The sequence below is a fragment of the Paenibacillus sp. 7516 genome, assembly GCF_002272715.1.
Taxonomy (GTDB): Bacteria; Bacillota; Bacilli; order Paenibacillales; family Paenibacillaceae; genus Paenibacillus; species Paenibacillus illinoisensis_A.
Genome location: NZ_NPBI01000002.1, coordinates 216,413 through 232,544, shown reverse-complemented (window position 1 = coordinate 232,544; position 16,132 = coordinate 216,413). Strand labels below are relative to the sequence as shown.

16 protein-coding genes are annotated in these 16,132 nt (G+C 45.0%); 1 reads left to right on the top strand and 15 read right to left on the bottom strand.

The window, feature by feature from the left end:
• Positions 1-15: 15 nt before the first annotated feature.
• The 11 genes from CHI14_RS01130 to CHI14_RS01080 all read right to left on the bottom strand — a co-directional run bounded on the left by CHI14_RS01130 (position 16) and on the right by CHI14_RS01080 (position 11,785).
• Positions 16-450, bottom strand: coding sequence for a cupin domain-containing protein (locus CHI14_RS01130; protein ID WP_095286573.1), 435 nt, complete (start codon positions 448-450; stop codon positions 16-18).
• Positions 451-491: 41 nt separating this feature from the next.
• The gene (gene atzD, locus CHI14_RS01125) at positions 492-1,550 is read right to left on the bottom strand and encodes a cyanuric acid amidohydrolase (protein WP_283163781.1); all 1,059 of its coding nucleotides are present in this window, start codon (positions 1,548-1,550) and stop codon (positions 492-494) included.
• An 11-nt stretch (positions 1,551-1,561) separates the two neighbouring features.
• Positions 1,562-2,314: an ABC transporter permease gene (locus CHI14_RS01120; RefSeq protein ID WP_095286571.1), complete on the bottom strand. Its 753-nt coding sequence runs from the start codon at positions 2,312-2,314 to the stop codon at positions 1,562-1,564.
• A complete protein-coding gene (locus CHI14_RS01115; protein ID WP_095286570.1) occupies positions 2,311-3,135 on the bottom strand; it encodes an ABC transporter ATP-binding protein in 825 nt (274 codons plus the stop codon). The genes CHI14_RS01120 and CHI14_RS01115 overlap by 4 nt, the downstream gene beginning before the upstream one ends.
• Positions 3,136-3,146: 11 nt before the next feature.
• On the bottom strand, positions 3,147-4,154 hold the full coding sequence (locus CHI14_RS01110) for an ABC transporter substrate-binding protein (protein WP_095286569.1): 1,008 nt from the start codon (positions 4,152-4,154) through the stop codon (positions 3,147-3,149).
• 48 nt (positions 4,155-4,202) lie between these two features.
• Entirely contained in the window at positions 4,203-4,886 is a 684-nt protein-coding gene (gene biuH, locus CHI14_RS01105; RefSeq protein WP_170947973.1) for a biuret amidohydrolase, read from the bottom strand.
• Positions 4,887-5,222: 336 nt separating this feature from the next.
• The gene (locus CHI14_RS01100) at positions 5,223-5,762 is read right to left on the bottom strand and encodes a GNAT family N-acetyltransferase (protein WP_095286567.1); all 540 of its coding nucleotides are present in this window, start codon (positions 5,760-5,762) and stop codon (positions 5,223-5,225) included.
• 217 nt (positions 5,763-5,979) lie between these two features.
• Complete coding sequence (locus CHI14_RS01095) at positions 5,980-7,182, bottom strand: glycoside hydrolase family 5 protein (protein ID WP_095286566.1); 1,203 nt, start codon at positions 7,180-7,182, stop codon at positions 5,980-5,982.
• Between the two features lie 589 nt (positions 7,183-7,771).
• Positions 7,772-8,695: a bifunctional helix-turn-helix transcriptional regulator/GNAT family N-acetyltransferase gene (locus tag CHI14_RS01090; RefSeq protein WP_095286565.1), complete on the bottom strand. Its 924-nt coding sequence runs from the start codon at positions 8,693-8,695 to the stop codon at positions 7,772-7,774.
• A 187-nt stretch (positions 8,696-8,882) separates the two neighbouring features.
• A complete protein-coding gene (locus CHI14_RS01085) occupies positions 8,883-10,178 on the bottom strand; it encodes an MFS transporter (protein ID WP_095286564.1) in 1,296 nt (431 codons plus the stop codon).
• 200 nt (positions 10,179-10,378) lie between these two features.
• Complete coding sequence (locus tag CHI14_RS01080; protein WP_095286563.1) at positions 10,379-11,785, bottom strand: family 4 glycosyl hydrolase; 1,407 nt, start codon at positions 11,783-11,785, stop codon at positions 10,379-10,381.
• A gap of 173 nt (positions 11,786-11,958) precedes the next feature.
• Between CHI14_RS01080 and CHI14_RS01075 the strand changes: the two genes are divergently transcribed.
• Positions 11,959-12,810 carry a helix-turn-helix transcriptional regulator gene (locus tag CHI14_RS01075; RefSeq protein WP_095286562.1) on the top strand — a complete coding sequence of 284 codons (852 nt, stop codon included), beginning with the start codon at positions 11,959-11,961 and terminating at the stop codon, positions 12,808-12,810.
• Positions 12,811-12,920: 110 nt separating this feature from the next.
• Here the strand turns inward: CHI14_RS01075 and CHI14_RS01070 are convergent, their stop codons facing one another.
• The 4 genes from CHI14_RS01070 to CHI14_RS01055 form a co-directional block, all read right to left on the bottom strand.
• Positions 12,921-13,853, bottom strand: a complete 933-nt coding sequence (locus CHI14_RS01070) for a copper amine oxidase N-terminal domain-containing protein (RefSeq protein WP_095286561.1) — start codon at positions 13,851-13,853, stop codon at positions 12,921-12,923.
• A gap of 196 nt (positions 13,854-14,049) precedes the next feature.
• Complete coding sequence (locus tag CHI14_RS01065) at positions 14,050-14,700, bottom strand: HAD hydrolase-like protein (protein WP_095286560.1); 651 nt, start codon at positions 14,698-14,700, stop codon at positions 14,050-14,052.
• 44 nt (positions 14,701-14,744) lie between these two features.
• The gene (gene dnaN, locus CHI14_RS01060) at positions 14,745-15,869 is read right to left on the bottom strand and encodes a DNA polymerase III subunit beta (RefSeq protein ID WP_170947972.1); all 1,125 of its coding nucleotides are present in this window, start codon (positions 15,867-15,869) and stop codon (positions 14,745-14,747) included.
• Between the two features lie 26 nt (positions 15,870-15,895).
• Positions 15,896-16,075, bottom strand: a complete 180-nt coding sequence (locus tag CHI14_RS01055) for a ribbon-helix-helix domain-containing protein (RefSeq protein WP_249280949.1) — start codon at positions 16,073-16,075, stop codon at positions 15,896-15,898.
• Positions 16,076-16,132 lie beyond the last annotated feature (57 nt).

The window sequence follows — 16,132 nt, the reverse complement described above, 5'->3', positions numbered from 1 at the left end:
TCCTATCCCGCCTGACTATTTCAATTTGGTGGAAAAGACATCTTCCACTAATGTCGTATTAAAAAAGGAGTTAACCGGAGCATTTTCTTCAACCGGCAAAAAAATACTGATCTGCTCTGTCGCCTGTACATCGTCATTGGCTACCGAATGAATAACGCCTGCCGGGACATGGAACGTATCTCCTGCCTGGTAGCTCTTCCATTCTCCATTACACAGCAGTTTCACTTTACCTACCGTGATGTGAATGATTTCAGCTACATCATGATAGTGAGGCAGTACCTGACCGCCTACTCCAATCTTTTCCCACAAAACGGAGCTGGCACGAAACCCCATCTGATCCGCCTGTTCCGCAGACACAATCTCGCGGTGATACAAGTGAATATGATTCGGCATTAATCCCCATTGCATGTCTTCTCCAGTGATAACCTCAGTTTTCTTGGCTGTAATCATCGTGTCATTCCTCCATTTGTTTTTTTATGGATGTATCCCGTCTAATCCCTGCGTTTAAAAACGACCGCCACCGGCCCGCCGCCTGCCGGACCTTGATGTTCGGCTCCACCGGACACATAGATCATTGGATCACCACACACCGAAGCAAGCACACCTCCGACGACCGCTCGCGCATGTCTCGTATGGTTGATATCTGAATCATCCAGCATCGTATGCCTGTGACCCCGGATGAACCCGGTGGGATCAGCCTCTGCCTTAGCCATCACCTGCACCATTTCAGCATCTGCATGAACATCCAGCAGGCGCTTGAGTGCAGGGGCGTCAATCGAATCTTTCATTACAGCATGGTCGATAAAATACGGACCTTCTGCAAAGTCGGAATTGCCGAAGACAATTACCTCACAATACGCCAGCTCGCTGCCTGCCGACGTGGAGGCTACGCTGCTGAACAAATGCCATGAACTGCAGATGTCTGTATCTTGAAGTCCAGCTCGTTCCACCTCGCCAAGAGCAACTGCCGCACCTAGTGCAGAGGCTCCTCGTGAATATCCCATGGATTTGTAGGTATCTTCTGTCACGGTGGTTTGAGATCTGCTCAAGGCATCATGCACACCCTCGGACGTTAACAGCGGACACTTAATTTGCACAAAATGTACATCTGCTGAAGATTCGATGCCAGCTTCCGCTTTGGCTCGCTTAACGGCAGCAGCCACTTCATCAACTTGAGCCAGCCTTCCAATCTCCTCGGGAAGAAAATCCCGTGTTTTTGCGACGCCAATGGCCAGCGATTTCTGATCTTGTCTCTGACCATCTTGGTTGTAAGCACCTTTGCGGCTAATCACTGTAAAGTGAGGGCTGAGTATGCCCTCGGTTCCTCCTGACATGACATAGGATATCGTAGAGGTTGATTCTTTTCGGTATTCGCCAAAAAATTGCTTTAAGGCCAGCACAGCATAACCACGCGTAAAATCGTTCACGCAGCCATTGCCCTCGGTTTTGCCTAATACCGCAACCACATCTTGAGGATCAATGAGTCCCCCTTGGATTGCTCTCTCCATTGCAGCCGTATCGTTAGGCGAACGGCTTGGAATACGGTTCACAGTGCATCTCATCATAGGTCATCCGTCCTTTGCCAGAATATAATTCTTCTCTCAAGTAAGCTGATGGCCCAAAAGAGAACCAGTCCGCATAGTGCGGATGCAATAATTGCGGAGAACATCACAGGTGTATCCATATGGTATGAAGATACCAGGACGACATAGCCGAGCCCTTTGTTAGCGCCGACAAATTCGCCGACAATGGCACCCACGATCGCCAGCGAGGTCGAGATTTTCAACGCAGAAAACACATAAGGCAAGCTTGCAGGCAGCCGTAATTTCCAGAAAATTTCCGACTTGGTGCCTTTATATGTGGAGAACAGCTCCCATGCTTCGTGCTCAATGGCTTTCAGACCCTTTACGCTGTTGACCAAAATCGGGAAGAAACAGATTAGCATGGAGGCTACGACCTTGGAGGAATATCCCGTTCCCATCCATACCACCAGAAGCGGAGCCAGAGCGACGAGCGGGGTCGTTTTGAGTGCAATCGCCAGCGGGAATACTCCCTTTTCAATCGGCTTGGAATGCACGAAGATCACAGCGGTAATCAATCCCAGGATATTGGCAAGCACGAAGCCCGCCAAAGCCTCCAGCAGCGTAACCAGCATATGTGACCATAAGGAGCTGTCCATCACCGATAAGATGCCTGTGGGAGATGGAAGCAAATAAAGGGGGATGTCGAAAAGGCGTACAATGAGCTCCCATAAGATAAGAAAGGCAATGGCGAATACGACAGGATACATGGCATCTTTGATCTTGGTTTTCATAGGTGTTTGACCCGCTTTCTTAACTCATTGACAGTCTGGTGGAAGGCCGGAAGTTCATCCATGCCAATCTCCCTTGGTGAAGGCAGCGGAACCGAAATAATATCCTCCACGCCGGCAGGCCTTGGTGACATCATGATCACGCGGTTGGATAGCAGCACGGATTCCTGAATGGAATGGGTAACCATAACAACTGTGCTTAGGCTCGTTTCGGGACTCTCCCATAAACGCAGCAGCTCGAAATTTAGCTTTTCTCTCGTAAATTCATCAAGCGCCCCGAAGGGCTCATCCATAAGCAACACTGTCGGATCTGCAGCGAGTGCCCTTGCAATCGCAATCCGCTGCTGCATGCCCCCGCTCAGCTGGTGCGGAAAATGATTCATGAAATCCTGAAGTCCAACCAGCCGCAGCGAGGATTCTGCTTTTTCCTTGATCTCTTTTTTGGTGAATTTCTTCTCTCCAATCGTGAGAGGCAGGGATATATTTTGGATTGCGGTTAGCCAGGGCATCAATACAGGTTTCTGAAACACCATGCCGAGCGAGAGATCCTTCGATGGATAAACGATCTCTCCTCCTGCATTGGGTTGAAGCAGGTCGAGCATTAACCGGAGCAGCGTTGACTTCCCGCAGCCGCTTGGGCCGAGAATGGATACAAATTCATTTTTATAAATATCAATCGACACATTGTTCAATACGTTGACGTCACCAAAGGATAAGGAGCAATTTTTCAACGTAACCGCGATGTCGCTTTTGGAAGAAATGGTTGTCTGTTGTTCATGCAGCCCCGAAGCTTCTTTCTCCAGACCACTGGTCGTTGTTAGCATAAAATCACACCCTATTCGATAAATTCGTTTGAAAAGACGTCTTCAAGGTTTTGCTCTTTCTTCAAAAATTCCAGATCGATCAAGTTCTGCTGCAGCACGTCCCACGCCTCTGATTCCATCTTGCCGAGTGGAAGATTCTCCGGCTCCAGCAAAGGAATGCTTGCGTTCATCATGCTCACCTCGTGATCAATGGTCAATTTATCTCCATATTTCAAGCCAAATTCGGCAGCCTCTTCCGGGTTCTCAATAGCATAGCTCCAGCCCTTCATGGAAGCCTGTACGAAGCTTTTCACCATTTCGGGATCACGCTCGATGATGTCCTCTGTCGTAAACAACGTATCTGCATAAAAGTTAATATCATAATCGTTTGGCTCAATAATATTGACTTCATTCCCCTGCTCCTGTACGGCGAGGACCTCATTGATGACATAACCCGGCCATGCCTTTACCTGTCCACTGAGCAATGGGCTGAGATCATATTTTGCTGGCATTTCCTCCACCTTGGTTCCGTCTATACCCGCATTCTTCACCATTGCTCGGTAAGTCAGCTCTTCATTACCTCCAAGCTTCACACCGATCTTCTGGCCGACCAGATCCTCCATTGTCGTGATCCCTGAATCCTTGAGACTAAACAATACAAATGGCGTTTTTCTGTAAATGGCGGACAGCGCCTTCACGGGAACTCCTTTCTCCCTGGCCATCAGTATTTGATCTGCGCCCGTCACGCCGAATTGCTCCGCACCTGATGCAATCATCTGTACGGAAGGGAAATCCGCGCCGCCTGGTCTGATTTCAACATCCAAACCCGCTTCTTTGTAAAACCCCTTTTCTACGGCGGTATAGAAGCCGGCAAACTGTGCTTGATGAACCCATTTTAGACGTAGAACGACTTTTTTCAGTTCACCCGATTCTCCATCTCCTGAAGCTGAGCTAGGCACATCGTTCGACCCGCAAGCGGTTAGTGCGAGCAAACAAACCGACATTACGATAAACAGTGACTTTCTGGACCATCTCCACATATGATTTCCTCCCATGCTGTTGTTTTTCTATTGCTGTGGTGGTGTTGCTTAAAAGGCAGCTAGCGCCTTTAAAACCTCGCTGGAGTTACTGACGCTGCCGAACACACCTCCCTGCATTTTGACCATCTGGAGCGCTGCATGATGATTATCAGGATCGGTTGCTCCCGTGCAGTCTTCCAGGATCAGACATTCATATCCTCTGTCGTTGGCTTCACGCATGGTTGTGTGCACACACACATCCGTTGTAATTCCCGTCAATATCAGATGAGTGATGCCTTTATTCTTCAGGATCAGATCCAGGTCTGTGGCATAAAAACTGCCTTTACCCGGCTTATCAATGATCGATTCACCTTCAATGGGAGCAAGCTCCTCTATAATCTGCCAGCCCGGTTCACCTCGAACCAAAATGCGTCCCGCCGGTCCGGAAGAACCGATCTCTGCCCCGATCTGTTTGCTGCGCCAACGTTTGTTTGCTGGCAGATCGGATAGGTCCGGTTTATGTCCCTCTCTCGTATGAATGACGTGAAAACCATCTATCTCCCTGACCCGATGCAAGAGTTTTTGAATAGGCTCAATGGGTTTGGCCGTCAGGGACAAGTCATATCCCATCTGTTCCACATACCCGCCTTTTCCGCAAAAATCGATTTGCATATCAATAATGACTAATGCCGTTTTACCGGGATCGATGCTCCCGTCGTAAGGCCAACGGTAAGGTGCTGCTGTAATTTGCATAGATATTCTCCTTTCAGAACAGAGACTGAGATCCCTGTGTTAATTAATTTAGATGTTATATAACCTGACTTATTTCTTCATTCATTCTTCTTGTGTCATATTATATTACGAACATTTCTCGATGTCTTTGTAGTTTTCCATAAAAAAGCTTCATTATTTTTTGTTGTTTTTCACAATCATTCAATATATGTGTTATAAATTATTACATAATCCTTTATCTCCTGGCCTAAAGAGCAACAAAAAAAGTCGCTGATTCAGCGACTCTCGATTGTATGCATTGGTATGATGAACACCCATCTATGACCTTATATAGGATTCATGAGGCTTACTGTGCAGTTATGTAGCCACTCCCTGGTTCAGGATCATACTATATTCAATAAAGTCGATCCGTTCCACGCGATACAGATCATAGATCTGCTCCCCGGCATTGATGCATCCGTATAATTCATCATGCGAATCATTGGCCAGTTTTACATAGGGCAGTTTTTGTGCAGCTTTGCTTGACCGGATATTTTGTTTGCGAATCTTCAAAAATACTGTTTCTATGGCATGTTCGAGAAATAGTTCACTCAAGAAGACGGATTTCGCCCGTTGACTGTATCCATTACCGAAGTAAGGCGCTCCAATCCATGTGGCCAGAAACCCGGTATGGTTTACGATATGATACAAATCAATGGTTCCAATGGGCAGACCCGCTTCGTTTAGAATTGTGCGGGAAATCGTGGTTTTCTGTTCTTCCTCGTCCATTAACTGTTTGGTCAGGAATAAATATTCCTCAGGTGACTGACATTGGTAACGAACATAAGGTGACACTGAGGGGTCGTTCAATAAGCTGTACAGTGCGTGGCATTCATGCAAATCGCGTTTTTTTAACATTCTGTCTACCACCTAGTCCTTTTAGTTCGCTATATAAGCAAATTAAGTATATAAAAGGTATTGTGGAGTTTAATGAATTCTGTATGTGGCTTATGTAAAATTCATTTGGCAATATGGTATTTGTGTTTGAATGATAACGAACGAGTAATGCATAAAAAAAGGCATGTCCTTTCTTATGAGAGGACATGCCTTTAATACGATGAAACGCATGCTTGGATTACTGCATACCCTGCATAATGGCATTAATAATGCCTTGCTGGGTAACCGTGTTGTTTGAGCGGTTAAACAAAGCAAAACCATGCTGACCGTTATGTCCATTGTCCCAATACACCGGCACAGCCCCGTACTTCTTGGCAGTTGCCGTTACCGCCTTGGCATAAGCTTGACGATATACGTTATTGGTGGAGTCATACGCCGTTTTATCAATGGAGCCAAATTCGCCAATAACAACCGGATAGCCCTGTGTTACAAACTTATCGTACATCGATTTGAACTGTGCATTCAGATAGTCTTCCTGACCCCAGGTTGATTTCTTCGAAGGATTTGTTGCCGCTGCGCCCCACTGTGTGATATTTCCGTTCTCCTCACCAGCAAAATCCCACGGAGAGTAGTAATGCGCAGAGATCATAATTCTCTTCTGAGAGCTTGGGATTGCCGAGGATCTGAAATGATCTGTTGGAAGAGCAAAGCCATAATTGCCTACCGTATAGTCGATATTGGTGTTCCAGCCAGGAATCAGTAACCATCTGGCGTTGTTGTTGCCCCCAGTCTGCCGGACCGTGTCCACAAAGATTTGATTATAAGCGTTCAAGTTAGCATAGTATGCCGCATTCGGATTGCCGTAATTTCCGTCAAACACTTCGTTCATCGATTCAAAAATAAGACGCTCATTATAATTGCTGAACTTGGTAGCTATCTGCTGCCATACCTTTTGGTATTTCTCCTTAATTGCAGCCTGATTGCTGCCATTCACAAGAAGCCATCCGCCCGGGATGGAATTATAGCCATCTCCATGGATGTTAATGACGACATATAAACCTTCATTATATGCATAATCAACGACGGTTTGGACTCGATTTAACCACGCTGCGTTTATGGTGTAATTGGGAGCGCTTCCAATATGATTCAAATAGGATACAGGAATGCGAATGGTCTTGAAGCCTGCCGCCTTTACCTTTTTAATCAACTCTGGAGTAACAACAGGATTGCCCCAGGCCGTTTCACTAGGGACGCCATTCACTGTTGCTTCAAGCTGATTCCCCAGATTCCATCCTGCACCCATCTCCGATACAATCTGTGAAGCGTTCAATGATCTGAAATCCGCTGCCGATGCTTTAGTACTCCACCCGGTCAATGCCGCAGCCGCAAACAATACAAGTGCCAAACTGCAAACACCATATTTCTTCATTTTTTTGAGCATAACCAAACCTCCGCTTATTTTTAATTTTTTACAAGCAGTGCCGTTACTCTCTTTATACCAATTGAATGAATCGAGAAGATGTCCCTCCCTTCTATATCGATCAGACAAATGAAATAGTTGCCTAACATCAACAGAATAACACAAAAATGGAAAATAAAGAACAAAATTCTCTATGAAATTTTCGACGAAAACAACTCTCCCAATCTCGGCTATATCCCGTCATACTTAGGAATTCTTTAGAAAAAACCTACCCAAATATTCAGAGTTTTTTTATTATGGTTATGATCTATTTACCAATTAAACATACCATTCAATTTTTTTCCGAAGTGATGTAGACATTGAAGGATCATTGGCTTTCGCAATAATTCCAGGAACTGGTGACACAGACGCATCAGGACGAAAGTGCTAATTGGAGATGGCTTGAAGGTTTAACGAATGATGTGGTTATTAATTTGGAAGAATCGTCTATGTGTATACATGCCGTAAGAAAGACAACGACACCTGATCAACTAAGTTAATCGCCTGACTCATAAAATTTGTTCGTGTTTCCTTCAATCAAGAAAAGCCGCGAATCCAGCGGCTATTTTCATTAAAGCTCAAGTTCATAGGTTTGTTCAATGTGGCGAACTCCCCAGGCATCGTTTTCTTGTTCTTTTATTTTGACAAAACCTTGCTTGGTATACATGGCTATGGCCGTTTCCTGGTCCTCCGTCGTTTCCAGAACGACGCTGCGGTATCCTTTTTCTCTGCAGTAAGCAATGGCGTCTTGGATGAGCTTCTTTCCAATCCCCATGCCTCTATAATCTGGATGCAAGATAAACCACCGAATCTGAGCTCTTTCATCTGAATGACCGATCACAGCAATACTGCCAACGATTTCGTTATTGGCTTCTGCCAGCCAGAACCGATCTTTGTCCGGATTGTAGGTTTGCAGCAATTCATAAAACGTTTTGCAGACATATCCTTCAAAAATATGATTGTAGCCGCATTCCTCGGCATATACCCACCCGTGCAGATGAATCAATGCTCCGGCGTCTCCTGCTTTTAGTTCGGTCCGGAATTGAATTCTCCGTTTTGCTGGATGGCCAGATAATTCGTTCTGAATGGCGGTCATGCTTCGAGCGATATCTGCCCGACTCTTGGATGGCAAATCGATAATCATGTCACGAATTTGATCATCGGATAAGGCGTTCATTCGAGCCAAGGTTTCTTCTCCGAGTTCCGAGAGATACAGCAAGGACGATCTTCCATCCTCCTTGGATTGAACCCGGTAGGTTAATCCGAGCTTTTCAAACCGCTTCAATATCCGGCTAAGGTACCCTGGATCAAGTCCCAATTGCTCCGTGAGCACACTGGCCGTGCAGTGTTGGGCATTGCCTATTTCGTAAAGAACCCGGACCTCCGAAAGAGAAAACTCACTGTCGAGCAAGTGCTTGTCCAGCAACCCCAGTATCCTGGTGTAAAAGCGGTTAAATTCACGAATGATCGGAATGATCGATGTTGGTGATTTCATGGTGTCCTCCTGACATACAGAACATAATTTATGGAGTTTGTTTACTTGACTAAGTCAACTATATACACCTTACCCCAATATAGTTGACTTAGTCAAACAAATGAACTAACCCTCCAAAGTAAAGTAAACCGAATTGCTTCCCTTATTCCGGACACAATTCGGTTCTTTGTAACTTGAGTGATTAATGTTATGGTTTGGCACGTGACCAAATGATCATAGGAATAAGAAGCAAGGACAAGACTCCTCCCAGTAATGAGAGTGTGGAATAGCTCGTTTGTGCTGCAACCATGCCTGACATCGCGCCTCCTGTCGCCCCTGCCAGAGCGATTAGAACATCCACCTTACCTTGGGTTTTCGCACGAAGCTGAGGAGGAGTTGCATCAACTATGGCTGCTGTTCCACTAATTAGACCAAAATTCCATCCCAGACCAAGTAAAGCCAAAGCTAGAATAAGAAGAATCATTGAGTCAGCCGGTGCAAATGCAGCCAGCAAACCTGCAATTAGCAACGTCACACCAGAGGCGTAGGACATCATTGTACGTCCAAACCGATCAACAAGAATTCCGGTAATTAAGGAAGGTAGATACATTGCGGCAACATGAATACCAATCACCATTCCCACAGCACCTATTCCATGACCGTGATGCTGCATATGAACTGGAGTCATCGTCATTATGGCAACCATGACAATCTGAGTAAGAATCATGACTGCTGCGCCAATAATGATGCCTCGCTTATGAACACTCGGAGTGATATGATCCGATTGTTCTGCCTGGTTGTGATTCTCTTTTTCCGCGATGCCCTTGGCTACCATGAATGGATCGGGACGCAAAAAAATAAGCAATATTACCCCCGCTACAATGTACGCTAACGCTGCAAGCATGAATGGACCCGACAATACCGGAGCCCCTAAGGACTCAGCAAATCGCCCTGTTACGTTAACCAGATTGGGACCGGCAACCGCACCAAATGTAGTGAAAACCATAGCCATGCTTATCGCTTTTGCCCGCTCTGTTGGTAATGCCAAATCGGTACCGGCATATCGCGCCTGCATGTTCGTGGCCGTGCCTCCCCCATACACCAATAAAGACAAGAAGAGCAGCGGAAGGTTGTCAAAAATAGCAGCAAGCACGACACCGATCGCTCCGAGTCCTCCTGCCAGAAATCCTGCGGCCAAACCAACTCTGCGGCCCTTTTGTTGCGATAGGCGTCCAACGAGCAGCGCGGCTGCGGCAGAACCTAACGTAAATAGTGCGGCAGGAATTCCGGCATATTGATCCGTTCCAAGCATTTCCTGAGCAAGCAGTGCTCCCACAGTGATGCCGGCAGCGAGACCTGCACCGCCAAATATTTGGGATGCGATGACAATACCCAATGTCCTTTTCTGCAGCTGACGCTGCTTCTCTCGTGATTCTATGTACCCCTGAATGACCGCGTCATAACGCTCAGTCTTTTCCTGATCCCGGACCTTATTTGAAGACATATCATTACACACCTCTTTTTTTTCATCTGCTCATTTCATTATAAGAGAGTATGATAAGTCTACAATCCCATAACATTGGGATTTAATATGCCTGGAATCAGACCACACCAAAAAAAGCCGCCACACGAGCGACTTTCTTCGGTAATTCGTAAACAATTAAGGATAAAAAACCAAACCCTTTTCTATGAATTATCCAAAATTCAGATTTTGATCAGTCCATCCGAATACCAGACACCTGGGATCATCTCACGTTCCAATTCCAGAAGTTCTTTGATGATCTGATCCGCATCACCGATGGAACTGACAAGCGGATCCGTCAACATCGCTCTTCTTAACTTCTCATAACTCTGCTCCACAACGCCCTCTGCCGTAAGCTCGTGGGTATCCAGTACAAGCTCCTGCATTCCCCGAATTCCTCTCGGCATCTCACCGACATGAACCGGTTTCGCTCCCTCCATGCTTACATCACATAACAGCTCCAGGAACGAATCATCATTCATATTTGTCACTGCTCCATTGTTGAGCGTATTCACGAAGAAGCGTTTTCCCAGATTGCCCACCATATTTTCAATAATGTCTGTTGCATGATCCGGGCCGAAGGTACTCATGTAATCGGCAATCGGAATGTCCCCCGAAAGGAAACCGTCTACTTGCTTCCACATCTCGTCGTGACGCTGATAACGGTCCTCTGTCTCCCAGATCGATAACGGCGGGATACGATCTTGCGATTTACCATGACCTTGCCAATAACGGACATATTCCTTCGTATGTGCAGTACATGTAGGGATATATCCAAAAATGTCGTACAACTCATACGTAATGGCATCGTTATGGAGAGCTTTGGCACCTTGATCACCACCATTGTTCTCCTCACCGGCCGATTTCCGCATAGCCTCCGCAATCGTCGGCATGACATCCTTGCCTTCGAACTCCGCCTTTAGGAGCCACGTAAAATGATTGACCCCGGCAATGCGGAAATCAAACTTCCGATCGATTTCCTCGGTGAACTCGTTTCTGTCGCCGATGATCCCTGCCCGCACAGCATAATAAGCCTTCTTATGAGGCATATGATGACTGTCACAAAGCGCAAACGATTTCAGCTTCGGCGCATAACGGTGCAGCGCTATACCATGGACGGTAGACGGATTGATATAGTTAATCACCCAAGCATCGGGACACAGCTCCTCAATGTCTTTGGCGCATTCCATAATGATCGGCAATTCCCGCATCGCACGGAAAATCCCTCCTGGCCCGATCGTATCTCCTGAGCACATACGGATGCCATATTTCAACGATACCTCGCAATCAATCCCCCGATATTTCACAGATTGCTCTGCGAAGCTGAGCACAACGAAGTCGGCCCCCGGAAGCACCTGTCTGCGGTCTGTCGAGCCCTCAATCTTCAGGGATACATTGTTCTCCCGAGCAACCATCTCCGCAAGTTTTACCATTTTCGCCAGCCGTTCTTCGTCCGTATCGACCAGAGCAAGCGTCCCCTGGTTCAAGTAAGGGGAATGAACCATCTGCCATATGGACTGACGACCAAAGAATAGACTCCCTGCTCCGATAACGACAACCTTAGGCTGCGGCATGTTCGTCGTGTTCATGAATAACCCTCCTCATGTGATATAAGTTCATTATAGAAGAGTGGCTAATAATCGGAATGTGCAATAGTTTTCAATACATGTCATATCGTACGATATTTAACAACGTGTAAAACCTTTGATATAATGAATTAATTTTAAAGATGTCAGTTGGTAAAGGCAGATGAGGAAATCGGATGAGTGAAAACAGATTGAACATGAGCATCCTTAATGAACTTTCGGAATATATCCATCTCCGGATGAGCTCCTATCTAGAACAAACTCACAATCAAGACTGGACTGAACACAAATCGCATCCTGATTACGATCTTTGGTTCATTCAGGAGGGCTCCATCAAGATGATGATCGACGGGTTCGAATATACGGCAGTTCCGGGAGATGCCATATTTTTTTATCCGGACATGCCCTATATCGCCTCGACGTCCGAGGACGTTTGCCGATTCATATACATCCATTTCGATTTTGGCATCGGGGAGCAGCAGCGAATTCTGGGTGGGTTTCAACTTCCAGGGATTGTGCCGGGCAACCTGATTCAGGAGGAAACCATGCTGTTCACCAAGGCATTTCGTCGATTAAAACAGGAGAACGGTACGTCAGGGAACCAACTCTACTTAAAGGCCTCTCTTCTTGCTGTTATTGCAAAGATTCTCGAGCTTCACGGTCAGGGCGCCTACGTGGGTCAATTCCTGAACGGCAAGAAACCGCGAAAATCCGAAGGTAGCCTGGAAGTATTACAAGACGTATTTCAATATGTCGATGCGAACCTGCACCGTCCGATTCGAATGAATGATCTAGCAGCGATGACAGGAATCTCCGAGAAGTATTTCATATCCTATTTCAAGAAAACCGTCGGGATCACCCCGGGTCAGTACATTTCCCAGATCAGAATGAATCGCGCCAGGGATTATCTCTATGAAAAAAAGTATACGATCCAACAAATCGCCGGCTTCCTGGGCTATCCGGATCCGTTTACCTTCTCGAAAGCTTTCAAAAAATACTATAACGTGCCTCCATCCAAGTTTGAATGATTGGTTACATTGATGTAGTTGTGCGGGAAAAACGCAAAAAAGCCGCCTAAACGGTGGCGGCTCCTTATCCTAGATGTGCTCTGATTCGATGCTAATCGTTCGTCACTATCCTATTCTTCATAGACTACAACGGTTCTGCTTTGCTCTTCCCATAGGACAGTTGCTCTCAATGCCTCACTTATAAAACGAACAGGCACATAAGTACTCCCCTTGGTGATGGTGGCTGGCGCATCCAATGATACGTTTTGACCATTGACAGTTGCAGTCTTACTGTCAACCACAAGTTTGATGCTTACTCCATCCTTGGTGACAGTTATGGAGCGTTCTTCAGGGTTCCAGTTGACTTCGGCGTTCAAAGTCTCGGCAATGGCGCGAAAAGGAACGAATGTGTTACCTTTTTTGATGAACGGTTCGCTATCTGTCCCTTCACCATTCACATACAGCTTCACTCCATTCTTTTTACCTGCCTTTTCATTCAGTTTCCCCAATGTTTTGTACAGATCCAGGTTTTTGAAATTAGCTTTGATGGCTTCTTCCTGCAAATATACAGCATCCGTCACACTACCATTATTCTCAAGCATCTCTGCTGCGGTTTCCAATGCCTTATCCTCTTCCATGATGGCTTCCAGTTCTTTTTTCTGTTCGTCCGTCAATTCAGCTGCATATTTTGTGAGCAAAATATCGGCCAAAACGGTACCTGCCGGCTTGTCTTTTACATTTTGAATCGCTTTTAACAACCCTTTGTATCCTTTTGGTCCTTTTTTACTGGGTTCAGATGAATCGGTTGTAGGGCTCTCTGTATTCTCTGCCTCTGATACTGCAGGCTCCTTCACTTCATCTTCTTCCGGGCTGGCCGTTTCAGCAGGATCAATTTCTTCGGTCTGTTGCTCCTCCATTTGCCGCTCCTTGTCCTTAGGTGCGTTTGATGATACTTCTTTACTTGGTTTTCCGGGTGGAGTGTTTCCCGGTTTGGCTGAGGCTGTGCCTGCAGCGGTGCCTAACATTAGCGCTAGACTTGTTAACAAGATGACCGTTTTTTTCATTGACAATTCCTCCTGAAGTAAAAATATATGCACCTTCATTATCGGCAGAATGCATGCGTTCCGATAGGAATTTTGTATATATTTTTTCATGACGGAATCGTGAGAATGAAGTCAGCACTATAACCATAAACACATGGAGAATCTACCATGTGTTATTTGCATTGTCATATGAATAATTTAATCGTTATGAACCCCATCAGAAGGAAAAGTACTCTTTTAACTCGATTAAATCATCGATAACGATATCAGCCTGTGAAAGCTCGTCACTTTTTGCAAAATCAAAATTACATCCGATCGCTAGCAAACCGTTGTCTTTGGCAGCATGAATATCCGATAGGCGATCCCCTATTACGGCACCATTCGAAATTCCATATTTTACGATAATCTGCTGAACAAGATCTGATTTATTCAACGATTGAATTTGCTGAATGCTAAACGTCTCCGTAACCCAATAATCCAATCGATAATACTCAACTATGGCTCTTAAATATTCAGTCAACCCATTACTTGCTATGTAAATTGAGAAATCTCTCTTTTTAAAGTAGGTGAATATTTCTATTACGTTAGGGTATAGAGCCCCTTTACCATTTTTTATATTCTGTATTAATCTTTCTAGGAAATACGTATCCGTTAATTCCCTCAACTCTGCAGAATGCTGTGGTAATAGCGTTTCCCATACCTTGGGCAGCGGCACCCCCATAATTTCTCGATATTGATCAATTGGTGTAGAAGTAAACCATTCATGCCGTGCTCTTAAATGATTAAACGTATCTTCAAGTGATAATTCTAAAATTTTATCTGTTTGAAACAATGTTCCATCCATATCAAATATAAGTGATTGTGACATAGCTGCATCTCCCTCGGTTAAATTACATTAATATTATTATACATTTATTGGGTTCTGACGGGTGTAATTATAAAAATGGTTGATGGATCGGTATGTTCAGGGATTAGCATAATAGGACTTAATTTCCCGGAAAATCTTAATCTAACCTCCCCACCTCCTATAGATCGAAGGATCTCAACCAGAAGCTTAACATTAAGCGAAAAGTTAAAATCATCTCCTTTCATTTGGGCAAAAGGTACTTGATGTTGAACATCACCAACATCGGCTGTCTGGGAGAACAACAGTAAGTTATTTTTCGTTGCTGCGATTTTAATTACACGTTCACTTGCTAGAACAGAGACACACTCCACTGCATTTAATAAGCGATTTGTTTCAAGCAAAACTTCTGATATATAAGATGTAGGAATGACGTTTGATAATGATGGAAATTCTCCTTCAATTAATACGGATTCTATCTGTACATCATTCGAAGTAAATCTTACTTGATTTGCATACGTAACAATTTCAGTGGTATCCGTATCATTTTTCAGCAGTTTTGTTATTTCAACTAGATTTTGAGCAGGAATCAAAAATGTTGCGTCAATGTCCTGATCATTTTCAATAACGATCTTTCGGGTAGCCAGACGAATTCCATCCGTAGCCATTAAGTTTAACCCATCTCGATTGAAATTGAACAATACTCCCGTTAATACCGGACGTGCTTCGGACGACGAAGCTGCAATGGCCACCTGCTTAATCGTTGACTTCAATAAGGCATTATTTATTCTAAGTTTTGCTCGATAATGATCATCTTTGGAATGAATGGAAGGGAACTCTTGGGGGTCCATCCCCCGAAACCGAATATGTGATTCGCTTGAAACAATGGTGAGGTCTAGACCTTCTTTCATCTCTAATGTCATCATTCCCTCGCCAAGCTTACGAACAACTTCGAAGAAGTGGCGTGCAGGCACAACAATCTCACCTGTTCTATGTATTAACAAAGAAGGAGCATCCAGTGTTAACCTATACTGTATTGTCATTTTCGTATTACTTGCAGTAAAGATGATTTCGGATGCTCGTACCTCAATATGTATGCCTGCTAAGATAGGTAATAGGTTGTTAGAGGGTACAGCTCTTAATACAAGCTGCAGGGCACTGATGAGAGAATCCTTTTGAATATCGATGAACAAAGGTTCCACCTATCTTCCACATAAAATTAGTTAGCATAAAAGGATTCAACCATTTTACGGATCACTTCTGATCGGGATTGATTGTTATCAGTACAGTCCTTCTCCAGTCTCTCCCATAGATCATCGGTTAAGGTTAACGAGATCTTCTTGGTTGTTCCTATGCTCTTCCTGCCAGAGCCCTCACGCAACCCTCCTTTGGAGAACACGAAACCTAGTTGACCCTCCTTATTGGAAACTCCTATTTTTATATTTTTATCGTTGAT